The following is a 23,732-nucleotide window of genomic DNA, read 5'->3' as shown; positions in this document are numbered from 1 at the left end:
GCTACTCTTTGGGTTGCCACGGAATAAACAATGAAGTTCGTCTTTGATAATCTTTGTAATTGTCGCCACGGTGTGCCAGGGCTTGTTTTTCGCTAAAGGGGATACCGGTGATGTAGTACAAAAATAGCCACATCAAAATCGGATAAAGCCAAAGTCCATACACGCCTGCAGCCAAGCCTAATAGCGGATAGGCAAACCAGTGCAGCCATTCAAAAAAATAATTGGGATGGCGTGAATACTTCCATAAGCCTTGATCCATGGTTTTGCCTTGATTATCTGGATTAAGCTTAAAGCGATACAACTGCTGATCAGCAACAGTCTCACCGATCAGTGCTACCAGCATGATCACTGCAGCCAGAATAACGGCAGCGACTGTCCATCCATTCCACTGCTGTGCTGGAATGCTCAGCAGTTCCAGCATTGGATAGGAAAACAGCAGCACTAAACCTGCCTGAAAGATGAAAAATGCCAAAAACCCCAAATGTTGATAATCTCCCATCGCTCGGCGCATATTGGCATAACGGGTATCTTCTTTGGTTTCATTGGCATAACGACGCAGCAGATGCCAGCTCAATCTTAAAAACCATATCCCACTGGCCAGTCCCAGAAACATGCGTACCAGCACAGGGGCATCTTCTACTACCCAAGCCGCTACAATCACATTCAGGGCAATACTAAAGCTCCAGCTAATGTCGACCAGTCCCGCACGCTTGTTATAGGTGACCAGTATCCAGCTGCAGAACATAATAAAAATATTGACTAAAAATAAATGAAGCAACATCTCAGTCTCCCCTCTTGTATTGCTACTCAGTAAGCACTGGCTTCAAACAGCAGGTGTACATCACTGATGACACCTTCTCTAAAGCCACCTTCGCAATAACACAGGTAAAAATCCCACATGCGCATAAACTTTTCATCGAAGCCAAGTTGCAATACTTGATCGCGCTGTGCCAGAAAACGCTGACGCCAACAGTTCAGGGTTTCTGCATAGCTTTGCCCAATATCGTCAAGCTGCTTTAGACGCAGTTTTTGTGCTGATGCCACTTGAGTCATCACACTGACACACGGAATAAAGCTTCCCGGGAAAATATAACGCTTAATATAATCGATGGTATTTAGGGCTTTTTCATAACGTGCATCTTCAATAGTGATGGCCTGAATCAGTGCCAAACCATTCGGCTTCAACAGCTGACGGCATTTATTAAAATAGGTCGGTAAATACTGTTCACCCACGGCTTCAATCATTTCAATCGACACCAGTTTGTCGTATTTACCTTCCAGCAAGCGATAATCTTTCAGCTGCACATCGACCCGATGCGCCAGTCCCGCTGCTCTCACTCGGTCCACAGCCTCTTCATACTGGGCCTTGGATATGGTAATGGTGGTGACTTTACAGCCATAATGCTGGGCGGCATAAATGGCAAAACCACCCCAGCCACTGCCGATTTCAACCAGATGATCCATCGGCTTAAGCTGCAGTTTCTGGCAGATCAGCTCTTTTTTATAGTCTGAGGCTTGTTCCAGGCTCATGCTCGGCTCTTTAAACACCGCACTTGAATACATCATGCTGGAATCGAGGAACAGTTTAAAAAATTCATTGCTCAGGTCATAATGCTCGGCAATATTTTTACGGCTGCCATCAATCGAGTTTTTACGTGATTTATACCAAGTCTTTAAAAAGAACTGGCTGGCCTTAACCACAGCATTCTGATTCATCCGGTCCAGCACATCACGGTTGCGGGCCAAAATTTGAATCACCTTGACCAGATCCTCACTGCTCCAGTAACCCAGAATAAAGCCTTCCGCTGCACCCAGAACCCCATTTTTGAACAGTAAATCCATGAGACGTGTGTCGTGTACCTGAATCACTGCATGCAAGTCACTGTTTTCCCCAACAATTCCGTTCCAGACCCCTTTGAAGATCAGCTGACCATGCTGCAATTTCAGTAAATGGCGCAGTACCACAGGTAATGTGCTGAGTTCTCCCATTAACAATGTTTTCATAGCAATGTATTTCCTTTGTCTTTTTTAGGATTCGGGTAAAACGGAATTTTTTTCTTCCATAAACGAAAGGCGTTTAGGTAGATCCCCATGACCATCTTGAAGGGTTCGAATACCTTAGAGACAGCATAACGATGCTGCTGTGAAGGATTTGTGATGCTCTGCAGGCTAAAATTCATGGTGGCATCAAATTGCAGGACATTGTGTTCAAACAACTGCATATGGATCACATTCTGCTGATCGGAAAAGCTGAAGCGCCAGCGGTAATCCAATGCCATTGGCATAAACGGTGACACATGAAAGGCTTTTTGAAAGTCGAACTGATGCGACTGATACGGTGCATGTTCAACTGCATTTTTTCTGCAATCATGGATATAGACTTTACGTTCATTCCACGGCGTATTGGTAATTTCACTGAGCACAAACACGGGTTGCTCGGTCGCATCAAAGACCAGGTAAAACACCACCGAATTAAAACGAAAACCGAGTGTGCGCGGTAAAGCCAATACCCTGATGGCATCGGTATGGGTTAATCGATAGTTTTCTTGTTTGATCAGCAGGCGGGAAATTTTCTGCCGAATCGAGCCATATTCCATGTTCAGAAAATCACGCTCATCCAGCGTCAGAAAATTCCAGCGGCGAGAAGACCAGAGCCATGATTTTTGGCTAAAGGTTTCAATTTGATCGGGATCAAAGCATAAGTAAGTGAGTTGTGCGCTAAATGCATGCGATTTGGGCAAATAACGGCGATGGCGAATCTGTGCAGAGGCAACAGCCAGTGGATACATGCGCATATGACTCTCCTAAGCGGCCTGCCCAGTCTGGGTTAGCAACTGATCCACAACCCATGAGGCACTGCGAGCCCCATCTTCATGAAAGCCCCAGCCCCAGTAAGCGCCGCAGTAGAAAGTACGATTTTGACCATTCACCTCAGCCCAGCGTCTTTGTGCATCAATGGCTTTAGCATCAAATACCGGATGACGGTAATGTCGTTCTACCCATATCTTTTTAGGATCAATGGCAAAATTTGGATTGAGGGTGGCCAAGATTTGAGTGTTGCAGTTGAGGTTTTGCAGTTTGTTCATCCAGTAACTAAAGCCATAGTGAACATCACTGTTCTGGAACGGTGTTTGCTCTGATGCCCGACTCGGGGTGACGTGGACATGCCAGCTCGCCCACTGATGCATGGATTTCGGCATAATACTGATATCCGAGTGCACCACCATACGGTTGGCCTGATAACGAAAATTACCTAATACAGCCTGTTCCCGTTCGGAAGGATCCTTAAGTAACTTCAGGCTGTCATCGGCATGGCTGGCAAATACCACCCAGTCAAAGCGTTCCGTGCCCTGCTGGGTTTTAATCAAGACCTCATTTTCAGTACGTGATACCTGTTCAGCCCCGACCTTGCGGAAGTGAATGTTCTGTCCCTGCGCCTGAATCGCACGGACATAGCGTGCTGAACCCCCTTTCACGGTTTGCCATAATGGCCGGTCTTTGAGTTGCAGCATGCGGTGATGCTGAAAAAAACTCACCACAAATTTATACGGAATCTGCCCTGCCTGCTCGACCGGACAAGACCACAGCGCGCCGCACATCGGGTATAGATGCTCCTGACGAAAGGCCTGCGAATAAGCATGTTGATTTAAATACTCATCAATACTGAGCCCTGCGTCGATATCTTCAACATTCAGATCTTTATTGGCTGCATAGAACCTGAACAGATCGGATAGCATCGCGCGAAAATCAGATTTCAAGAAGTTTTGTGGTCGACGCAATAAAGAGAATTTTTTCGAAGGATTGTATTGCAGTCCTGTGACCTGATTGTTGACGGAAAAGCCCATGTCACTGCTTTGTGAGGCTATGCCGAGCTCTTCCAGCATGGCACAAAACAATGGATAGTTATGTTGATTAAAGACAATAAAACCACTGTCTACCGCAACGTGTTCCCCGTCTATATTGAGCTGATGGGTATCGGTATGCCCACCAAAATAATTGTTCTTTTCAAATACGGTCACTTCATGTACTTTGCCCAGTTTCCACGCGGCATACAGCCCGGAAATACCTGAGCCAATAATGGCAATTTTCATCATGATTCCCCAGATTGAATATTTTGAGCGCCTTTCTTTGCAGCTTTTTTCAGTTTTCTGGCTTGCGCAATTTTGCTGAACTCATACACACGTGCTGGAATCGGTTTCAAACCCCAGACCAGTCCGAACCAAGACATGATTTTTAAAATATAATAGGTCACATCAATTTGCCACCAGTAAAACCCTTGGCGGGTACTGCCGGCATAATAGTGATGATTGTTGTGCCAACCTTCACCTAAGGTAATGATCGACAAAAATAAATTATTGCGGCTTTGATCGTCTGTATCGAAGTCACGGCTGCCAGAGTGATGTGCCAGTGAATTAATACATAAGGTGGCATGGGTCAGTAAAACCGTAGAGATCACAAATCCCCATACCAGCAGCTGTAAACCCGACGTGCCCAATTGAGGATAGCTCAGGGCCAGCCATTCTCCCAGCGCATAAATTCCACTGGCAGTGAGCAGCACCACAATCAGACTAAAACGGTCCAGCCAGATCAGTTCAGGGTATTTGAGCCAATCTTTAATCACTTCTTTACGTGGAGCAAAGTTATATTCATTCAGAAACCAGCCCACATGACTGTACCAAAACCCATGTGTGGATGAATGTGGGTCTTGCAGGGTGTCGGTATAACGGTGATGATAACGGTGATGTGCTGACCACCACAGCGGACCACGCTGTGCACTCATGGTGCCAAGTAATACAAAAATAAATTGCATCACACGTGAAGTCTGAAAGGTCTTATGCGACAAGTAGCGATGAAAAAATGCAGTAATTGAAAACATGCGAATCAGGTAAAAGACCAGCATAAAAGCAATTGCAAACCAGGATACCTCGACCCAAAACGCCGCAAGGCAAGCGAGGTGCAACAGAATAAAGGGCAAGATGCGAAGCCACTGGATTTGAGTATTTTCAGCCGTAATCGTTTCTGCCTGTGCAGGCATGGACCAACTATCAACCCATCGCATCAGACTTTTCAACATGGACTTATCCTAATGGCAAAATATTCTATTTTCTTTCAAGCAGTTTAATCGTATTGATATCAATTTTATGTGAAGCAGAATAAAAAAAGCCGAACTGGGAAGGGAGATGTTGGCAGCTCGGCAAAGGGCTTGAAGATTAATGCGGCATTTTGACCAGCTTGCTGACGTCATAGCCATACTGTTGTGCTGTTTGCAAATAAGATTGATAAGTCGCCTCTTCTATCTGAGGCTCACGAGACAAGATCCATAAGTATTTATCGCTTGGCCCACCCACCAGTGCAACCTTATAGTCAGGGTCGATGCGTAATACCCAATAATGACCTTTAGTCAATGGCAACCATCTTAAGCCCTTAGGCAAAAAGCTCACCTTAAGTTTGCTATTCCCTTCATTCTGCGGATAGGCAACCCCTTCGGAACTGATCATTTCACCGCTTGCAATACGGCAGCTATTTAATACGCCCATCGTTTTATCAGCGTTTACACTGTATTTGGCTGTAATATCGGCAACACACTTACGTTGAAAATACATCGGTAGATGGGCAATTTCATACCACTTACCGGCATACTGTTGAATGTCGACTTTGTCCACCGCTTGGGGTACAGTCGTTTCCGCTTGAGCGTTAACAGATAAGTTTAAACCGATAATCGCCAGTGCCGTACCCGCAATTGACTTTAATAGAGTATTCATTTTCCAGCCTTATTTAATCCTGTAGTTAAGATAACGCAAGGAGATGTGAACAAAGCGTGAAGAGAAGCCCATGAAATTCAGTATCTAGAATTAAAACAGCTTAAGGTTTTGGCACATGTTATAGATATAGATACTTTGCAAAAAAGACTAATACAAATTTCCCTAATTCGAAGCCATGCTTTGCTATCATTTGCCCTAGGTGCTTCATTCAGCAGATGCATGAATATGGTACAAGCGAGGCTGCCCTGGAATGGAATCTTTGCTCACTGAGCAAACTTGAAAACTGAGCATCATTCATTTCATTTTCATCGATTTGAATGCCATTGGCATAGTATTCAGCCTTAAATGCCATCATCGCTTACAATATAGGTTGAAAATTGTTCTGCTCGGTTAACTCAGAATTTATGACGCTGGATGCGCTGTTTTTACAGACATGTAAAGGGGTTGAGTCAATCTATAAATATAGATTGTGCAGACCTTTCATCAAAGGGCACTGTTGCAAATAGAGATTTGATTCGAGGGTGCTTCCTTTAAAAAGGACTTAGAGACCGAAAACTCTATTTACTAAATACACTTCACCCTGAGACTGACCCTAAGAAAATGACCAAGCTTAGTCTTTACGTGGTGCACGCATGACTTCAATACCTTTAATTGCGGCATAAGTTGTCTTCATGGATTTAAATCCTAAGGCGGCTCTGATGATCCGCTTTAGCTTGCCATGATCACATTCCATCACGTTATTTTTGTATTTAATCTGCCGGTGCTTCAGGTCTGCTGGACATTTTTCTTCCCAGTTTATCCGTATTGATCACTTGGGGAATTTGCCACTTCTTCACATGATTTAAAGTTTTTCCAAGAAGATACTATGCTGAATTCCCACCACGTTCAGCAAGCATTGCCTCAAGTTCACGATAGCTAATGCCATAGTGACAATACCAGCGCACAGCCCAAGTACTTACACAAAATTTAGATCAGTCCGCATCCTCGAATCAGATCCCTATTTGCAACAGTGCTTTACTGCTCAAGTGCGCGATCTGCGACATTATATGATCCAAACACTTCTTGGATCGAACGCGTATCGGGTAACACATAGACGATTCCATTTGTTCCAGTGAATGCTGGACTTACCACTTGGTCATAAAACTTGACGGGAACGTTAATACAGCCATACGAAATTCGACGTTCTAAAGGGTTTTGGGATTCTAAGCGCTGCAAGCGACGTTCTTTAGGAGACGAGGTAACAACGCGATGTAATGAGATTGCCGCATCATAATCTACCCATAAAATTTCTTTATTCTGTATGTTCTTACCCAAGGCTGCGACGAATCGACCAGCAGGCGTAGTACGTTGTTCTGGTTTAATATTCACTAAGGCCATGTTACCAATATTAGGGATTGAATTATCGCCTAATGCTAAGCCAAGAAGTGCGGGAGCTGTACCCGTTAATTGCCCCAATGCATCAAACACATAAACCTTGGCTGCCTTTTTATCCACAATCACAAAAGGCATCTGCTGATTATCGCCTGAATCAAGCACCCAATCTGCTAAATATACAGAAGCTAGGGTGCCAGTTTCCTGTTTAAAGTTAGCGCGTTTGGGGCTGAGCTTGGCTATTGGTGAGCCAACAGGCACTGCATGAATTGGAGATTGACTAGAGTGATTGGCCACCACTGGAATGACCGGTATTCCCGCTTCCTGAGTCCCGGCAGCATATCCTGGACTCGTCATACAGCCCAACATCACACCTAGGCTCAGCCGCAGACTTTTCATAATTGCTGCCGATTGTATGATTCTGCTAAATATAATTCCTGACAACAATTTTTTAGCACCTACTAGCCTTATTTTTATAAAATTTTTCATTGAATTACCTTATTACTCAAAAGTAATTCCTGCCGATTAGATTTTATCGACAGGCTTTGCACGGTGTTTCGCTACCCTCTAACTTCATACGGTCCATGACCGATCTAAAATCAGACTTAAAAAAGCCTTAGTTGCGATCCTGCTTAGGTAGATAAACGGGCGGCACGTAGATTACAGGCGGTTGCTTGATGACTACGGTTTTGGGTGGAACAGCCACAGGAGGTACTGATACTTCTACAGATGGCAATTCGGCTGGTGGTAACACTGTAAGCAATGGAGGTAGCACGATGACGGGTGGCAATTTCCCTGGTGGAGTCGGTTGAATGACCGGCGCAATAACAACTGGCGGGACACCCCCGGGTGGATTTACCGGAGGAGTGACAACTGGCGGTACGACCACAGGCGGAGTTACTGGAGGAGTGACAACTGGTGGTACGACTACAGGCGGAGTTACTGGAGGAACGACTACTGGTGGTACACCGCCAGCTGATATCGTTCCAGTGGTTGTGCGTACACCAGTACAACAATCAGCAGCCAAGGCAAAATCACCCGCATTTGAACCACTCAGGCTATAGCCATCAAAGGTAATGGTTTTATCTGTTCCTACAGCAGCATCACTAAATGTAGCTGTGCTATTTGGACCTGCAACTAAACTTAGGCCTGAAGGGTTACCGATAAGACCCGAAAGTGTGGTTTTATTTGAACCATCAAATGCTTTGTCACCACCGGTTGCATAGACCAACATATGTTGTGTCAGTTTAGCGTCAGTGAGTACGAAGTTCGTAGAGTAATCGGTAGGTGCTGTATAAGAGACTGGATTATAGTTAATGGTAACGGGTGCATTTGGACCAGTCACGGTGATCGGTGGCGCAAGTGGCGCAAAAATCACTGTGCCGCCATCAATACCCGGTTTGTTCGCCCCATAACCCGCACTAAGCACTAAGCCCAAAGGAAGGCCAAGGCTTTGATCTGGGATGGTTGTACCTCGGGTCAAGGTAATTTTTTCATTTATATTAATATCTTCTTCTGCACAGAAGGTAATGTTGCCATCAGTCGTCGTGGTTGCGGCATTCATGTTTATATTACGGCCAGCAGCCAGTAAAACACTGCCATTGACTGTGGTAATCGGTGCATTGACGTTGATGTCGCGTCCACAGCACACTTCAAAATTACCATTGGTTGCAGTAACAGCTTGGTTAATGTTGACATCGCGCTCAGCACGTAAGGTCAGGGTTGTGGGACTGGAACTGGCTGACCAACTGACTGCCTCTTTGATGTTGATGTCACCATTAACCACTATTGCGGTATTCTGATTTGTCAGTGGAGGTGTACCAGCCTGAGTAGTATTAAGTCCTGTTAAGGTACTAATAATGACACTATTGGTCACTAACAAAGCTGACAGGGTAGCCCCTGAAATATTATCTGTTGAGTCACCACCGACATTGAAGTCTTGCGGGTCAATTAACCAGGTTCCTGTCTGGCCTAAAGGTGCCGAGGTGGTAATCTTGGCAGTATCGCTAATGCGCACTTTTGCCGCTGAGGTTTCGATGAAACCACCCGAACCACCTGTCAGCGCACTCGCGTCAATTGTTCCTGCAACGAGCGTGCTACCATTTTGCATGCCGGCTAGCAGTTTAATCGTGCCTTTAACATTTTGAATGGTTTGTGCTTGAATCACCCCAGTATTGTTGACTGCATTGCCAAGTAGACTTCCTGCAGTTTGAGTGGTCATGAGCACTTGACCACCATTGGCTTGAATCAGCCCACCATTTTCAACCAGTGCATTGACCACGTCTTGGTTGACCACGATATTCAGTAACTTGTCGCCCGCAACATCCAGCGTCATGGCTTTACCTGCTGCCAGAGCAACTGTGCCAAGTTTGGCTGCAATCACGCCTTGATTACTGACATTGGCACCTAATAATGCGACAAAGCCACCATCGGTAGTATTAATGCTACCCTGATTCAGCACCATACCAGTTTCCGTGCCAGAAAATTTATAGTTATTTGCCATAAAATCAGCATCGCTGATATTAAGCGTAGACGCCACAAGTCCGCCCACATTGACGGATGCAGTCTTGCCAAATAACACACCATTGGGATTGATCAGGAATACTTTACCGTTCGCTGACAGGTTGCCCATAATGCTGGATGCATCTGAACCCAGAACGCGGTTCAATGCGATAGAATTGCTATTGGGTTGCACAAAATTAACTGACTCGCCGCGATTGATGTTGAAACTTTGCCAGTTAATCGCCACATTCTGTGAGGTTTGCTGGATCGTCATATTGCCCGGCAAAGTGCTAATGTTAGCGTTTCCTGCCGATACCACACCACCTACGGGTTGTGCATACGCCAGACTGGTACCGCATATCACCAATAGTGATACGGCTAAGGTTTTTAAGGCGAAATCTACACTGCTATTGCTCATCGTATTACATAACGATGACTTTTTGCCTGCGCTACGCGCGTTCTCGGACACGGCTATAAATGTGCCAGTCCTTAGGTTGCAAATCGATCTATATATGCGATTCATGCTGTCGTTCCTTTATTCTTTAATTTATGAATTCAATGCCGTTTTCTTTTTTATGAGCAAGAACTTAGAAGTATTTGACCAGCTGAACCCAGAAACGACCGCTTTTGTCAGGCGCAGATATTGCCTTTTCACTGCCCAACTTGTGCGCGTAAGCAAATTTCATCACAAAATTATTGTAATCCATCCAGTTTATGCCAACGCCTGCCCCACTCAGCGTTCTAGTGTTATCGCCAGTTGTCCAAGTGGTTTCATCAATATTGATGCGGCCAGTATCAACAAAGCCTACCAATTGCATTTGACCGGGTATTTGCTCAGAAAATTGGGGTAAATCTTTTCTGACTTCCACTGTCAGTACATAGCCCTGATCACCATAGGCTTCGCCTTCAGGATAAGCCCGCACCGCATTCATGCCGCCCAATCCCATTTTTTCTGAGTTATCAAGATTCTTTGATGCCAACTGACCATTCAACCCAGCATAGAGCGAGACAGTATTGGTCACGCGTTGCAGACGATTGACGCTGAGTGCCAATTTATTATAATGACCATCACTACGTGCAGTAGATTCGTCAACTGCGTAGGCAGCCGGGGTTTGGATATTAAGATCACCAAAAGTCGCAGCTATTGAATAGCTATTTAATCCACCACCACCCAAATTATCTATATGGTTACCACGTAAAGCAGCAGTCAGTGCATTGACCTTTTTATCGGTCACCATAGAGATAGCATCGATTCGATCCTGTAGGATTTTATTTTCATACAGAATATCGGCATACAGATTAGTATTGCGTGAACGCATTAATGGGTAGCTGCCATAGATGCTGGCAATTTTTGCATTCCCATGGGCATCTAAAGTTTTAAACTCTTTGCCAAGTTCGTACTCTAACCAGCTATAAGCTACACCCGCGGTGGCTTTAGCGAACTGCATTTGATAGGCGGCTCTGGCATAATTTAAGCCTTTGCCCGAGGTGAGTACACGTAATGAGGCAATGTCACCCTGTCCGGCTAAATTGTTCACATTTACTGTCGCGCCAATCCGATTTTCACCGGTGTAACGATTGCCTGCGTTATCTGCATCAATACTGCCATTGATCCGTGGTGCCGGGCTTACATCTACAATTAAATCTGACGTTCCTGCCGTTGCACCCGGTGCCAAGGTTGAACTGACATTTACACCGGCAATATCAGAAAGCAAGAGCAGGCGACTTTCAAGTGGGGCATGGGTAATCGTATCCCCACTATTAATGCCTTTAAGCTGACTCGCCACTAAGCCATTTGATAGATTGGTCTGATTACGCACAATAACTTTGCCGTATTCACCTTCGATCACGGCTAGAGTGACGATGCCATTTTCAATATCTTGGGCGGGTAAATAAGCTTGTGCTACAAAATACCCATTATTATGGTAGTAGTTCGCAATGCTGGCTGCCATTGCGCGCAGATCCGACAGGCTGAGTTCGCTATTGGGTTTAAAGTGGGTGAGTTTCAGTAATTCAGCTTCAGAGTAAGCCTGCATTCCAGTAATTTGAAGGCTTTTAACATTAATTTTGACATTGTCAGTTTGGGGCGTTGCTGCTGTTTCACTCGGTACAAGGCTAATTATGGGTTGTTGTTTTTGTGGAATAGGTGAAGCTGGAATTTGTTGCAACTGGCTGCCAGCACTGGGTGGCTGGGCAGCTAATACACTTTGGCTCAATGCCAGTATTGCGAGCGGCCATACTTTTTGATTTAACATAATTTCCCTGGGCGAATAACCCAAATGGCTAAATTTTTTAAAAAAATCTTAAGCTTAAAAGAATTTTAAGCTTAACTAATGAATTCTATCTTGAGTGCTTGGATAGCATCTATGTATGCGTTACAGCACCTAGCAGCTGCATGGCAAGTGACTGATTCAAGAAGAGTATTATCTGGAGTGAAAAGTTATGGGTAGAAGTGATAAGAAGCTTGAGAAAAGTTTTATGATCTGCCTTGGTATAATCAGTATTAGGAGACAGGGGCTTAAGCAGAATTTGGCTTATTTAGATAATTTTAAAAATTTTTCCACTTAAGGTACTTTGAAAATACATTTCAAAACTCGGACGAATATCTTCACCCTCAACTGTAATATGTTTCACATTAGAATAAGATTGCGTATTCGCAAAATGGTGATCCACTGTCGCTTGAATAGAGTGTTTAATCCCAAACTGATCTTTTACGCTGATACTTTGTTTAAGCATGAATATACCTTGAATAATATTATGATTATGATGAAGCGATGATGTTAAATTAAATGTTTCATATCTATCTAATTTTATTCAAATAACTTTATGATTTAACTTAAAAAGCTGATGTAAAGAAGTATAAAATGAACGACCATCTAAATTTAAATCAACCTCAACCCCAGACTGAAGCAGAACCTTTTTCCCTACTTCAATTTTTTTAAAACCCTGACGTGTATTTTGCATTTTATTTAAGGGAATTAAAGACACTATAATTTCGGTACCATTTTTAGATTTAGCAATTAAATCATTTATTTTTAACAATTTATATCCTGTTTTTAATACTTTTTCCAATACGGAAAACAACTTTAAAATTAAATTTTGAACCATAAAAAAGCACATCTAAGTGCTTTTTTAATCTTTATTCTTACTTATACAGCAACAATATTTACAGCATTTGGGCCTTTTTGACCTTGAGTAACACTGAATTCAACTTGCTGACCTTCCATTAAGGTTTTGAAGCCTGAACTGGCGATTTCGCTAAAGTGAGCGAAAACATCTGGACCTGATTCTGGCTGGATAAAACCGAAACCTTTAGTTTCGTTGAACCACTTTACAGTACCTTTAACAACATTTGAATTAGACATAATAAACCCTACTGATTTTTAATAATTTTTAGCCATTTTATTGACTGAATATAACTTTGAAAATAATAAAGAATGAAACTTAAAATCTGAAAAAACGAAGGATTATGACTAAAACTGCGATACTTAAAGAAGATTTACCGAAACAAGACTTTTTTCTAGTTAAATTAACTATACACTAAAAACATAAAATATCAAGTTTTCTTATATATATATTTATTTTATTTATAAAAAGATGTGGTTTAGTAAAAATTTAGTTATTTCAATAAGATTAGCTATATATTGTAAATGTAACAAGATAAGGTTACCCTGGTGATCTAGTAAATATGATAAGTAATGAATGCGTTTATATAGCTCTGTAATAACAATATTGGCTTTTTTAATTTCGGGAATGATGGTTTTTTCCCATATGCAAAGAATCAATCCACCTCCAAATTTAACCACTTTATTTATTGCTCAATAGTTAAGTCGAATAGAAAAAAACCGCATAACAGGCGGTTTTTTTCTATTGAGTTATATTGATAAAATAATAAACAATATTTCTTTTCATCTAATATAAAGTCTCTTGTACCAAGTAAAAAATGGAGGCTATCATCCCCTATTTCTATTAAAAATTTCAACTATCTAAGCACTTCTCTGACAAAAGAATGAATAGCCACCAAAATTCTAGACACATCTAACCATCATATTCAAGATATCTAATCTTGCTTCAGCTCTTGATGTATATATTTTCTTCTTAATCCTCTCTCGCTTTATTTAGTATCTGAAAAGAAGCTCTCAGATACAACATTATCATGACATGAGCAGTGTACTGCGTAAGTGACGACTCATACTACTTTCAAGATTATGATGTTTGAGAAATGTCTACCATTCATAACTAGTGTATTGGCTGCCCTGGTCAGGGTGGATCAGAACTTTATTCTGTGGTTTTCTCTGCTATATGACCATTAATAGTGTTTCTAGAACTAGATCTGTTGTGATTCTTGACTTCATAGACCAACCCACAACTAGACGTGAAAACAGGTCAATCACAACTGCAAGATACAACCATCCTTCATGAGTACGAATATAGGTAATATGGCACTGTGAGTGCGGAGAGTCCACATTGCAAACTATCCATTGCGGTACGGCTGGCTGCAGCAATTACAATTTTTTTCATGTTGTATCTCATTATTTCATCAGTATAAATACAATCAAAGCAGCCGAAGCTGCTTTGATCCATGCATGAGTTCTACATTTATGCAGCATCTCGTGGATTGGTAATCAGCTCGACGCCTGTAGCAGCTTTGATCTGCGCTAAAGTGACATTTTTAGCAAGTTCGACCAGTTTGACGCCTTCAACGCTAATATCGAGCACACCCAAGTCACTGATAATACGATGTACAACACCTTTACCGGTCAAAGGCAGTGCACACTGATTCACGATTTTCGGGCTGCCATCTTTGGCATTGTGTTCCATCAGCACCACGACTTTTTGTACCCCAGCAACCAGGTCCATGGCACCGCCCATGCCTTTGACTTTTTTACCTGGAATCATCCAGTTGGCCAGATCACCCGTTTCAGATACTTCCATGGCACCTAAAATCGCAATATTGACATGACCGCCACGGATCATGGCAAAGGATTCTGAACTGGAAAAAAATGCAGCACCGGGACGAGCCGTGACCGTTTGCTTGCCGGCATTAATCAGGTCGGCATCGACTGTATCTTGAGTTGGAAATTCACCAATACCGAGTAGGCCATTTTCTGACTGTAACCAGACATTGATGCCTTCAGGAATATAGTTGGCAACCAAAGTGGGCAAGCCAATGCCTAAATTCACGTAGAAGCCATCTTCAAGCTCGAGCGCAGCGCGCTGTGCCATTTCGTTGCGTGTCCAAGCCATGATTTAAGCCTCCCCCTTTAAGGTCATTTGTTCAATGCGCTTTTCAGGCGTTGCATTGATAACGATACGGTTGACGTAAATACCGGGCAGATGGATATCATCCGGATCGATCTCGCCAATTTCCACCAGCTGTTCAACTTCAACCACAGTGAACTTGCCCGCAACCGCACATTCAGGGTTAAAGTTGCGTGCTGTTTTACGGAACACCAAATTGCCGGCTTTATCTGCTTTATAAGCTTTCACCAAAGCCACATCGGCAGTCAGGGTGTTTTCCAAAATATATTCTTTGCCATCAAAAAAACGGCTTTCTTTTCCTTCGGCAATCAGGGTTCCGACCCCCGTTTGCGTATAGAAAGCCGGGATGCCTGCACCGCCAGAACGTAATTTTTCAGCCAGGGTACCTTGAGGCGTCAATTCCACTTCAAGTTCACCATTTAAATACTGACGTTCAAACTCCTTGTTTTCACCGACATAGGATGAAATCATTTTTTTGATTTGCTTGCTTTGCAGCAATTTACCCAAACCAAAATCATCCACACCGGCATTGTTGGAAATGCAGGTTAAACCTGTCACCCCCGTTTCTTTTAATGCATCAATCAATGCTTCAGGAATGCCACATAAGCCAAAACCGCCTACGGCTAAAGTTTGATTATCAGCAACAATCCCCTCTAAAGCTTGTGCTGCACTCACAACCAATTTATTCACATTTTAATCCTTTAACTCAGTGATCAAGTTTTGCGGTAGCTGAATTGTTTTCTAATTCTTCGGCATGCAAGAAATGGGTGTGGTGTGGGGCACGTTTATTCTTACTCCACTGTTCCAGCATGTCGTATTTCATTTCTTCGGTAATCATGGCGATTTTTGCCGGTGCTTTTTCATCGTCATAAGCCAATTCCAAACGGTGACCATTTGGATCGAAAAAGTAGATAGAATGGAAAATACCGTGATTGGTGATGCCCAATACATTATTGCCATTGGCTTCCAGATGTTCTTTCGCTTCAAGCAGCGCTGCACGGTCTTTTACTTTTAATGCAATGTGCTGTACCCATTTTGGCGTGTTTTCATCACGGCCCATTTCCGGTTGGGTCGGCAATTCAAAGAAGGCCAAAACGTTGCCATTACCGGCATCTAAAAATAAATGCATGTAGGGGTCAAAAGCTTTGGTTGAAGGAACATAGTCTTCAGCAAAGGCCAAAATAAAATCCATATTGAGATTTTTTTTGTACCACTGCACGGTTTCCTTGGCATCTTTACAGCGGTAAGCCACGTGGTGAATTTTTTCAATTTGAATCGCCATATCAATATCCTTATTTAAAATTTAAGCTGCATCGGCTTGCGCTTCAGGCGCGGCGTTCTGGAATGCAGGGAGCGTATTGCAGTGCTGGTAAATCGCGGCAATTTTTGGGTAAGCTGCTAAATAAATATTGAAACGTAATGCGTTATACACTTGTGGCACCAAGCAACAATCTGCAAAAGTGGCTGTTTCGCCAAAGCAGAATTTGCCATTTGAATTTTTAAGCTGGGCTTCTAATCCGGAAAAACAGGTTTCAACCCAATGCCTGTACCAAGCTGATTTTTGCTCATCCGATACTGCTAAAGTGCCGGATAAATATTGCAAGACCCGTAAGTTATTCAGTGGATGAATATCGCAGGCAATACTTTGGCTAAAGGCACGAATCAAGGCGCGTTGTTCAATGTCCTGAGGCAATAAGGCTGTTTCTGGGTGCTTTTCTTCTAAGTATTCCAAGATGCTTAAAGATTGGGTCAGGGTGAAACCACCTTCATTTGCATCTTCAACCCAAGCAGGGACAAGTTCACTTTGATTAATCAGACGGTATTCAGCGCTGTGCTGCTCACCGCCATTTTTAAGCAAATACACAGGGATCACTTCGGCTTGCAGACTTTTTAAGTTCAAGGCAATGCGTACACGGTATGCCGCAGAACTTCGAAAGTAGCTATACAGTTTCACTGAGTTGCTCCTCGGCAGGATCGGTAGCGAAGTCAAATTCAACCGCAGGCAGCACGGTGCCAGACACTTCACCAAAACCGATGCGTAAGCCATCTTTTTCACAGTAGCCTTTCATGGTCAGTGTGTCGCCATCTTGGATAAAGCTGCGCTGTTCGCCATTGGAAAGGGTCAGCGGCTGAGTCGCATTCCAGCTAATTTCCAGTAAAGAACCATAAGAGTCAGGTGTAGGGCCAGAAATCGTACCTGAACCCATCAAGTCACCGACTTGGACGTTACAGCCGGCAATGGTGTGATGGGTTAACTGTTGAGACATCGACCAGTACATATATTTGAAGTTGGTTTGACTGATCACGTCTGCTTGTTCTGCACCTTCTGCCTGAATTTCAACAGATAGGTTAATGTCATAACTGTTGCTGGAATGGTCTTCGCGCAAGTAGGCCAGAGGTTGTGGTTCTTGCACAGGTGAGCTGGTTTTAAATGGCTCAAGTGCTTCCATGGTCACAATCCATGGCGAGATTGACGATGCAAAGGTTTTTGCATTGAAAGGACCCAGCGGTACATATTCCCACTGTTGCAAATCGCGTGCCGACCAGTCATTGAACAGCACCATGCCGAAGATGTGCTCCCAGGCATTTTCAATTGAGATCGGTTCACCCAATTGATTTGCTTTGCCTACGATAAAACCCGTTTCAAGTTCGAAATCGAGTTTGCGACAAGCCGAGAATACAGGGCGTTCACTATTTGCAAGTTTAATCTGGCCGGATGGACGTACCACATTGGTACCACTCACAATTACCGAGCTGGCACGACCGTTATAGCCGACTGGAAGTTCTGACCAGTTGGGTAAAAGTGCATTTTTAGGATCACGGAACATGCAGCCCACATTGGTCGCGTGTTCTTTCGATGAATAGAAATCGGTGTAGCCTGGAACATGCACCGGCAAATGCAGCGTGACTTCTGCCTGTTTAAAGAAAGCATGCTGACGTAAGCTTTGATTGTCACGCAGGATTGAATTATCTGCAGATAAAATATCTTGCAGTTCGGCACGCACTTTAGACCAATTGGCTTTGCCGGATTCAATGAACTTATTCAATGTCGGTTGATTGAAGTAAGTTTCACCTGAATTGATTTTTAAGAAGCCATTGGCTTCAAGAGCAGCAAGATCGACCACCCATTCGCCCAATGCGACACCTACACGACGCTCGCCTTCAGCTGATGCACTAAAGACACCAAAAGGTAAGTTCTGGATGGGGAAATCCGAATCTTGTGCGACCTCAATAAATGATTCTAATTTTTTTTTCATCTGACTCTTCCTATTTGATCATTACTAATTTTAATAAGTAATCTAATTATGCATAACGTAATTTATTACTTCGGGTTAATATCTATTTTCTTTGCAAGAATATATTTTCAACCTTACAAGTTTGTCTGTTGATTTCATTCAATACATAAAAAACAAGTAAATTCTAAGAAAAGACTTAGGAATTTTAGTCTTCAAAAACTTTTGCCTGATTGATTAATTGAGCAAATACAGCGCCATCTTTAATTTGATTGGCGCTGAGTAAAGCCAGTTTCACTAAAAACAATTCACGCTTGGACTGTGGAATAGCATCAATGCTTTCCGCCAGTTGGTCATATACTTTTTCTAAATCATTAATCGAAATTGAGTTCATGCTGCTACTCCTTCTGCGCCCTGGGTAAACTGATCTAAGGTTTCAGTAATCGCATTTTCACGATAACTCAGCCAACGACCATTAATATGGTGACCTGGACGAACCAAATAAATTGCACCTGCATCGGCAAAGAAACGTTCTTTGGCAATTTCTGGATTAATGGCGAATGTCACATCTGCATCAATCACCGCTTGACCATCCATCGCCAGTGCAATCACTTGTGCAGGAATGCGCTGTTGTTTCAATGCAGTCATTTCAGCAATTAAACCCGCAGGCACTTGACCATTTTTGGTCAGTACCACAGCCGAAAATTTGCCGCTGATTGAATCATATAAGAATGAGCCATCTGCAAATTTCACGTTGGGAATAAGCGCACCGTTTTCAGTCAATTCATTCATGAGAGCATTGTCATCATTGCGACTGTTCAAGGGTGAATGGGTGTAAGCATGTGGACGTGAAGTACGCCAGTGATATAAGGGACGAACAAATTCATGTTCAAGTGACAATGACAGTACGGCATTACGCAGTAAACGGAAGCCATCGGTTGGTGGCGCCATAAAGCGTGTTGATTTACCTGCTTCAGCAATAATTTCACGTGCCGCACCGACACGGTCAAAAGTATAGCTTTCAAGTAATTTTTCAGGCGCCCAGCCTTTAACCACGGCAGCCAGTTTCCATGACAAGTCTTGCGCATCTTGGAAACCGGTATTTGCACCCCGTACACCAAAAATTGGCAGTAAATGCGCGGCATCACCCACAAACATAATGCGGTTATGCACGTAATTATCTAACGTTAAGGCACGTGCCGAATATACCGTACTCCAGTCCATTTCCCAGTCAAGATGATCCTGGCCAATCATTTTTAATTGATCATTTACCGCTTTATGCAAGTTTTCAGGTTTCAGTGCTTCTTCAGGAGAAATATTAGGATCTAACTGATAATCAAAACGCCAGATATCATCTGGTTCACGGTGCATTAAAATGGTATTGCCCGGATTCCAGTCTGGCGAAAAAAATGCAAGACGCTCTGTTGGATAATCCAGTTTGATACGAATATCTGCAATCACAAAACGACCTTCGTAGCTTGCACCTTCCATCCACAGCTTCATGCTTTCACGAATGGGGGAACGACCACCATCTGCAGCCACGACCCAATTTGAAATGTGTTTGTACTCCCCTTCAGGGGTATGCACAGTCAAGGTCACGCTGTCATGATCTTGTTCATGTGCAACGACTTTGTTACCCCAGCGCACTTCAATATTGTCTTGTTCTTGAATGGTGTCGAGCAAAAAACTCTCCAGCCAGTTTTGTTGCAAGTTATTCAGGGGTGCAAATTGATCATGTTCATTAGTAGGCGATGCCATGCGGAATGCCACTTGTCCCTTATAAATTGAATTACCATGCGTCCAAGGTAAAGCTTTGCTCATAATACGTTCAGCAGCACCGGCTGCCTGTAAAATTTCCATAGAACGCTTGGTATAGACTAATGCACGACTGCCTTCAGACAGCTGTTGTTCTGAAGACAGTAAAATAACGTTGACCCCCTGTTTTGCCAATAACAACGCATTTGCCATCCCAATCGGACCTGCACCGACAACAGTGACCGTATCCGCATCCGCTACAGTGTCTTCATGACTATGAAAATAGGGATAAACCTCATAGCGATAGTAGAGAGATTTTCTAGCTTGAGTTTCCGGAAAATGCATGTCGAACTCCTTGTAATTTTTTCAAAAGATTATTGAGTTAAAGCGAATAAGTTTTTAACTTATCTTTCCATTTATGATCTTGGACTTAAAGATATCAACCTAAAGAATAATACAATATTAAAAACCAAACAACTGGTTGATAGATATTAAATAGCATAATAAAATAGGGCTTAAAGTGCTTGGTCAGCAAATGAATTTTCATTTGTTCAAGTTCATTAGAGAAAATTTATAAATCTATAAACTAATTTTATTTTTAATTAAAAATGACTTAGACATGTTTAGGTAGCCTAAAAAAATGAATCAAACTTCCACCAATAACTCATATACACTCGGATGGGTATTTTTACTGACCTTGCTTACTGCATTTAGTGCCTTATCAACTGATATGTACTTGCCTGCATTACCTATGATGGCTGAGGAATATCAGGTCAGTACCCAAATGATTGCCAATACCTTGGGCGCTTATTTTCTTGGCTTGGCATTTGGCCAGTTGATTTATGGCCCTCTCAGTGATCGATATGGACGAAAACCTCCTCTTTACTTCGGTTTAACGGTTTATATTGTTGCCAGCCTTTGCTGTGCCATAGCACCCAATGACACTATTCTACTCATTTTTAGAGTACTTCAAGCTTTCGGTGGTTGTGCAGGTGTAGTGATTGTAAGAGCGGCCATTCGTGATCGACTCAACATGAAAGAATCGGCACAAGTCTTTTCCACCATGCTGCTTGCGATGGGCTTAGCACCCATATTCGCTCCAGCTTTGGGTGCTTTATTAATTCAGTACTTCCATTGGTCAAGTATTTTTTATCTCCTGACTGCAATTGGGGTGGTGACATTGGTTCTGGTACATTTTTATTTTAACGAAACACTCCTCCAGTCAAATCGGCAGAATATTTCAGCCAGACAAATATTCAGAAATTATTTAAGTTTATTTAAAGATCATACTTTCGCAGTGCCCATGTTTGCAGGCGCAATGTTATATGGAGCGTTATATTGTTATATTGGTGCTTCTTCAAATTTATTTATTAATTTTCTTAAAGTACCTGAACAGCAATTTGCCTATCTATTTGGCCTGAATGCCTTGGGTCTGATGCTGTTTGCTTTCATCAATAAACGTTTAATTCCTTATTTTTCAGTGAGCCATTTATTTATACTGGGAGCCTTTATACAAATATCCGGTATCTTCATTATTAGTATAAATGCATGGTCTGATCTCATTAATCCCTATCTGATCTGTTCAGGCTTATTTCTATTGGTGGGCGGTATAGGACTTACCGGACCCAACTCACTGGCCATTGTTATGCAAAATCAAGTGAAACAAGCCGGCTTAGCAAGCGCACTTATGGGAGGCGTACAATTTTTCTGTGGTTTTATCATGACTATACTCTTATCCGTGCTTCCTTTTAACATATTACAAAACATGAGTATTATCATGCTGGTCACCGGGCTGCCGAGTATGTATTTTGCAATTTATAACCATCAATTTTTTGTAGAATTAAAATAACCCTAAACATTTTTGCATAAAAGACAGGCAAAATCATAAGTTCGGTTTTTGCAATAAATTTGTTGAGTTATGACTTAGGTGATTGCCTATTTTATGCCACATGATCCATAAAAAATGGATTGCTCTAGAAGACATTTTTTTTAATAAGCTTCTTTAACTGAAATTAACCTGATGATTTATTTATTTTTTTCTGATATTCCCCGACCAGATAAATATAAACATGAGGTAAATAATAATGAACACTCGTGCTTGTCGCTCTTCCTTTTGGTTGGAAATGATTCATTTAACTCTTTGGATAACTGATTCCCACACTCAAGTTTTAAACAGCTTGATCCATTAAATCCAGTAGGGGATAAACAGCCCTTATAATTTATCTTTATATTATTCATAAAATGAAATTTCTGATATTAAAACTATCGATAAGATTATCAAATGAGTACTACCCCCAACAGGGCCAGAATCTGTTATTAATAAGTCAAAAAAAAAACCAGCGATTTTCATCACTGGTTTTTTATCTGGCTAGCGCTGAGATTTATCTATCCGAATCTAAACATTCGCTTTCTGTAAATCCATTGTTTCTATTTTCTTACTTTTTTTCATCAAGCGAGTGATTAAGAACATTGAGATTGCAGCTAAGAATGCAGGAATCGTTAATAAATTCACAATTTGTTCACCTGATAAGCCAGATACCATGAGCCAACCTACCGCGCCAGAACCAATAAATGACCCTAAACGACCTGCTCCACCCGCCCAACTTACGCCTGTAGAACGACAATGTGTTGGATAGTAGCTTGAACAGAACACATGTATTCCAATGTGCGAGCCACTGATACCTGCACCAATCCCGAATATTCCAAGTACGATAAGCAGTGTATTTAAATTTGCTACACCCGCACTCAATGCCAATACACAGATCGCCCCAATTACATAAGATATGGTTAAGGTACGGCTATGACCTAATTTATCCATAAAGTAGGCAATGATTAATGCACCTACTGTACCCCCAATTTGGAATGCCGAAGTGATCCATGAGGCACTTTGCATATTAAAGCCTTCATTTTTCAGAATCGTTGGCATCCAACTTGAGATCATGTAAATGATAATTGAACCCATGGTAAACGCACACCAAAATAATAACGTACCCGCAATGTAATCTTTACTAAATAGTTCACGGACGCTGACATTTTGTTTTTCGGTTACTGCTGCCACCAACTCTGGAATAGGTTGCCCCTTAGGCGCCATTTTTTGGATAACAGCATCAATTTTCTCTTTAGAAAATTTATTTAACACCATGAAACGCAATGATTCTGGCATAAAATAATAGATAAACGGCAATGCTATTAAAGGAGCAATACCACCAATCATTAAAATACCTTGCCAACCGATTAATTGAATAAGCTGACCTGCCAATAAGCCCCCCATCGCTGCCCCAATGGTATAGCCACAGAACATTACAGTTACCAGAGTAGAACGTCGTTTGGTGGGACAATATTCTGAGGTAATGGTAACCGCATTTGGCATAGCACCCCCCAAACCTAAACCAGTAAGAAAACGTAATACAATTAATACGGTTAAATTTGGAGAAAATGCAGAGATTAAGGTACCAATACTAAATATTATGACACTGCAGATGATAATTTTTTTACGGCCAAATTTGTCAGCTAACGGTCCAAATACAAAAGAACCCAGCATAAGACCAAAGACGCCTGATAAAAATAGTGGGGCTAAATCGGCTGGTGTCAGTGACCACTGTGCAATTAATGCAGGAGCAATAAACCCGACTGCTGCAATATCAAAACCATCCAGTGCGGCAACAACAAAACATAATATAATGATTATCTTTTGCAGCTTAGAGACGGGTACGCTATCGATAAAATCTTGAACTTCCATTCGTCCATTTGTATGTTGAGTCATCCTGCTTCTCACTTAATTTTAGATTTTTTATGACTGAAATCACATCCTTGTTCTTCAGCTTGCTTTACTTAGAGCAACTCCAAA

At 42.3% G+C, this 23,732-nt stretch carries 21 protein-coding genes and 2 pseudogenes; 1 reads left to right on the top strand and 22 read right to left on the bottom strand.

The annotated features are described in order from the left end of the window. Window position 1 precedes the first annotated feature (1 nt). The 21 genes and pseudogenes from AY606_RS14080 to AY606_RS13990 all read right to left on the bottom strand — a co-directional run bounded on the left by AY606_RS14080 (window position 2) and on the right by AY606_RS13990 (window position 20,230). Window positions 2-781 carry a DUF1295 domain-containing protein gene (locus AY606_RS14080; protein WP_067870016.1) on the bottom strand — a complete coding sequence of 260 codons (780 nt, stop codon included), beginning with the start codon at window positions 779-781 and terminating at the stop codon, window positions 2-4. A gap of 26 nt (window positions 782-807) precedes the next feature. Further along, window positions 808-2,004 carry an SAM-dependent methyltransferase gene (locus AY606_RS14075; RefSeq protein ID WP_067870013.1) on the bottom strand — a complete coding sequence of 399 codons (1,197 nt, stop codon included), beginning with the start codon at window positions 2,002-2,004 and terminating at the stop codon, window positions 808-810. After that, window positions 2,001-2,795 carry a DUF1365 domain-containing protein gene (locus AY606_RS14070; RefSeq protein ID WP_067870010.1) on the bottom strand — a complete coding sequence of 265 codons (795 nt, stop codon included), beginning with the start codon at window positions 2,793-2,795 and terminating at the stop codon, window positions 2,001-2,003. Before AY606_RS14070 ends, AY606_RS14075 begins: the two co-directional genes overlap by 4 nt. Before the next feature lie 9 nt (window positions 2,796-2,804). Next, complete coding sequence (locus AY606_RS14065; protein ID WP_067870007.1) at window positions 2,805-4,091, bottom strand: NAD(P)/FAD-dependent oxidoreductase; 1,287 nt, start codon at window positions 4,089-4,091, stop codon at window positions 2,805-2,807. After that, window positions 4,091-5,074 (bottom strand): acyl-CoA desaturase, encoded by a 984-nt coding sequence (locus AY606_RS14060; protein ID WP_067870004.1) that lies wholly within the window; start codon window positions 5,072-5,074, stop codon window positions 4,091-4,093. The genes AY606_RS14065 and AY606_RS14060 overlap by 1 nt, the downstream gene beginning before the upstream one ends. Before the next feature lie 136 nt (window positions 5,075-5,210). Beyond that, window positions 5,211-5,762, bottom strand: a complete 552-nt coding sequence (locus AY606_RS14055; protein ID WP_067870001.1) for a lipocalin family protein — start codon at window positions 5,760-5,762, stop codon at window positions 5,211-5,213. A gap of 592 nt (window positions 5,763-6,354) precedes the next feature. Next, window positions 6,355-6,706 (bottom strand): annotated as a pseudogene (locus AY606_RS15950) (DDE-type integrase/transposase/recombinase). A gap of 70 nt (window positions 6,707-6,776) precedes the next feature. Beyond that, complete coding sequence (locus AY606_RS14050; RefSeq protein ID WP_249409261.1) at window positions 6,777-7,532, bottom strand: hypothetical protein; 756 nt, start codon at window positions 7,530-7,532, stop codon at window positions 6,777-6,779. Window positions 7,533-7,749: 217 nt separating this feature from the next. Further along, window positions 7,750-10,158, bottom strand: a complete 2,409-nt coding sequence (locus AY606_RS14045) for a two-partner secretion domain-containing protein (RefSeq protein ID WP_067869996.1) — start codon at window positions 10,156-10,158, stop codon at window positions 7,750-7,752. 64 nt (window positions 10,159-10,222) lie between these two features. Beyond that, complete coding sequence (locus tag AY606_RS14040) at window positions 10,223-11,890, bottom strand: ShlB/FhaC/HecB family hemolysin secretion/activation protein (protein WP_067869993.1); 1,668 nt, start codon at window positions 11,888-11,890, stop codon at window positions 10,223-10,225. A 283-nt stretch (window positions 11,891-12,173) separates the two neighbouring features. Further along, complete coding sequence (locus AY606_RS14035) at window positions 12,174-12,371, bottom strand: hypothetical protein (RefSeq protein ID WP_067869990.1); 198 nt, start codon at window positions 12,369-12,371, stop codon at window positions 12,174-12,176. Window positions 12,372-12,449: 78 nt separating this feature from the next. Then, the gene (locus tag AY606_RS14030) at window positions 12,450-12,677 is read right to left on the bottom strand and encodes a hypothetical protein (protein WP_067870083.1); all 228 of its coding nucleotides are present in this window, start codon (window positions 12,675-12,677) and stop codon (window positions 12,450-12,452) included. 107 nt (window positions 12,678-12,784) lie between these two features. Continuing rightward, window positions 12,785-13,000: a cold-shock protein gene (locus AY606_RS14025; protein WP_067869987.1), complete on the bottom strand. Its 216-nt coding sequence runs from the start codon at window positions 12,998-13,000 to the stop codon at window positions 12,785-12,787. 684 nt (window positions 13,001-13,684) lie between these two features. Continuing rightward, window positions 13,685-14,074, bottom strand: a pseudogene (locus tag AY606_RS16705) (DDE-type integrase/transposase/recombinase); the annotation flags it as partial. 160 nt (window positions 14,075-14,234) lie between these two features. Beyond that, window positions 14,235-14,882, bottom strand: coding sequence for a CoA transferase subunit B (locus AY606_RS14020; protein ID WP_067869984.1), 648 nt, complete (start codon window positions 14,880-14,882; stop codon window positions 14,235-14,237). A 3-nt stretch (window positions 14,883-14,885) separates the two neighbouring features. Next, complete coding sequence (locus AY606_RS14015; protein ID WP_067869981.1) at window positions 14,886-15,587, bottom strand: CoA transferase subunit A; 702 nt, start codon at window positions 15,585-15,587, stop codon at window positions 14,886-14,888. Between the two features lie 16 nt (window positions 15,588-15,603). Then, window positions 15,604-16,179, bottom strand: a complete 576-nt coding sequence (locus AY606_RS14010; RefSeq protein WP_067869978.1) for a VOC family protein — start codon at window positions 16,177-16,179, stop codon at window positions 15,604-15,606. Window positions 16,180-16,200: 21 nt separating this feature from the next. After that, window positions 16,201-16,851, bottom strand: a complete 651-nt coding sequence (gene maiA / locus AY606_RS14005; protein ID WP_067869974.1) for a maleylacetoacetate isomerase — start codon at window positions 16,849-16,851, stop codon at window positions 16,201-16,203. Then, window positions 16,838-18,154 carry a fumarylacetoacetase gene (fahA, locus tag AY606_RS14000; protein WP_067869971.1) on the bottom strand — a complete coding sequence of 439 codons (1,317 nt, stop codon included), beginning with the start codon at window positions 18,152-18,154 and terminating at the stop codon, window positions 16,838-16,840. Before fahA ends, maiA begins: the two co-directional genes overlap by 14 nt. A 184-nt stretch (window positions 18,155-18,338) precedes the next feature. After that, complete coding sequence (locus AY606_RS13995) at window positions 18,339-18,524, bottom strand: hypothetical protein (RefSeq protein WP_067869968.1); 186 nt, start codon at window positions 18,522-18,524, stop codon at window positions 18,339-18,341. Beyond that, window positions 18,521-20,230, bottom strand: coding sequence for an FAD-dependent monooxygenase (locus AY606_RS13990; protein ID WP_067869964.1), 1,710 nt, complete (start codon window positions 20,228-20,230; stop codon window positions 18,521-18,523). Before AY606_RS13990 ends, AY606_RS13995 begins: the two co-directional genes overlap by 4 nt. 295 nt (window positions 20,231-20,525) lie before the next feature. Between AY606_RS13990 and AY606_RS13985 the strand changes: the two genes are divergently transcribed. Continuing rightward, window positions 20,526-21,734 (top strand): multidrug effflux MFS transporter, encoded by a 1,209-nt coding sequence (locus AY606_RS13985; RefSeq protein ID WP_067869961.1) that lies wholly within the window; start codon window positions 20,526-20,528, stop codon window positions 21,732-21,734. A gap of 546 nt (window positions 21,735-22,280) precedes the next feature. Here the strand turns inward: AY606_RS13985 and AY606_RS13980 are convergent. Continuing rightward, entirely contained in the window at window positions 22,281-23,648 is a 1,368-nt protein-coding gene (locus AY606_RS13980) for an MFS transporter (RefSeq protein WP_067869958.1), read from the bottom strand. Window positions 23,649-23,732 lie beyond the last annotated feature (84 nt).

The organism is Acinetobacter sp. SFB, from assembly GCF_001647545.1.
Taxonomy (GTDB): domain Bacteria; phylum Pseudomonadota; class Gammaproteobacteria; order Pseudomonadales; family Moraxellaceae; genus Acinetobacter.
Note: the sequence above shows the minus strand (reverse complement) of the source record. Positions and strands in the feature narration are given on the sequence as shown.

Bases quoted from the DNA above. Each gene is read 5' to 3' on its own strand.
- AY606_RS14080 (WP_067870016.1), bottom strand. From the start codon at position 781: ATGTTGCTTCATTTATTTTTAGTCAATATTTTTATTATGTTCTGCAGC.
- AY606_RS14075 (WP_067870013.1), bottom strand. From the start codon at position 2,004: ATGAAAACATTGTTAATGGGAGAACTCAGCACATTACCTGTGGTACTG.
- AY606_RS14070 (WP_067870010.1), bottom strand. From the start codon at position 2,795: ATGCGCATGTATCCACTGGCTGTTGCCTCTGCACAGATTCGCCATCGC.
- AY606_RS14065 (WP_067870007.1), bottom strand. From the start codon at position 4,091: ATGAAAATTGCCATTATTGGCTCAGGTATTTCCGGGCTGTATGCCGCG.
- AY606_RS14060 (WP_067870004.1), bottom strand. From the start codon at position 5,074: ATGTTGAAAAGTCTGATGCGATGGGTTGATAGTTGGTCCATGCCTGCA.
- AY606_RS14055 (WP_067870001.1), bottom strand. From the start codon at position 5,762: ATGAATACTCTATTAAAGTCAATTGCGGGTACGGCACTGGCGATTATC.
- AY606_RS14050 (WP_249409261.1), bottom strand. From the start codon at position 7,532: ATGAAAAGTCTGCGGCTGAGCCTAGGTGTGATGTTGGGCTGTATGACG.
- AY606_RS14045 (WP_067869996.1), bottom strand. From the start codon at position 10,158: ATGAATCGCATATATAGATCGATTTGCAACCTAAGGACTGGCACATTT.
- AY606_RS14040 (WP_067869993.1), bottom strand. From the start codon at position 11,890: ATGTTAAATCAAAAAGTATGGCCGCTCGCAATACTGGCATTGAGCCAA.
- AY606_RS14035 (WP_067869990.1), bottom strand. From the start codon at position 12,371: ATGCTTAAACAAAGTATCAGCGTAAAAGATCAGTTTGGGATTAAACAC.
- AY606_RS14025 (WP_067869987.1), bottom strand. From the start codon at position 13,000: ATGTCTAATTCAAATGTTGTTAAAGGTACTGTAAAGTGGTTCAACGAA.
- AY606_RS14020 (WP_067869984.1), bottom strand. From the start codon at position 14,882: ATGGCTTGGACACGCAACGAAATGGCACAGCGCGCTGCGCTCGAGCTT.
- AY606_RS14010 (WP_067869978.1), bottom strand. From the start codon at position 16,179: ATGGCGATTCAAATTGAAAAAATTCACCACGTGGCTTACCGCTGTAAA.
- fahA (WP_067869971.1), bottom strand. From the start codon at position 18,154: ATGAAAAAAAAATTAGAATCATTTATTGAGGTCGCACAAGATTCGGAT.
- AY606_RS13995 (WP_067869968.1), bottom strand. From the start codon at position 18,524: ATGAACTCAATTTCGATTAATGATTTAGAAAAAGTATATGACCAACTG.
- AY606_RS13990 (WP_067869964.1), bottom strand. From the start codon at position 20,230: ATGCATTTTCCGGAAACTCAAGCTAGAAAATCTCTCTACTATCGCTAT.
- AY606_RS13985 (WP_067869961.1), top strand. From the start codon at position 20,526: ATGAATCAAACTTCCACCAATAACTCATATACACTCGGATGGGTATTT.
- AY606_RS13980 (WP_067869958.1), bottom strand. From the start codon at position 23,648: ATGACTCAACATACAAATGGACGAATGGAAGTTCAAGATTTTATCGAT.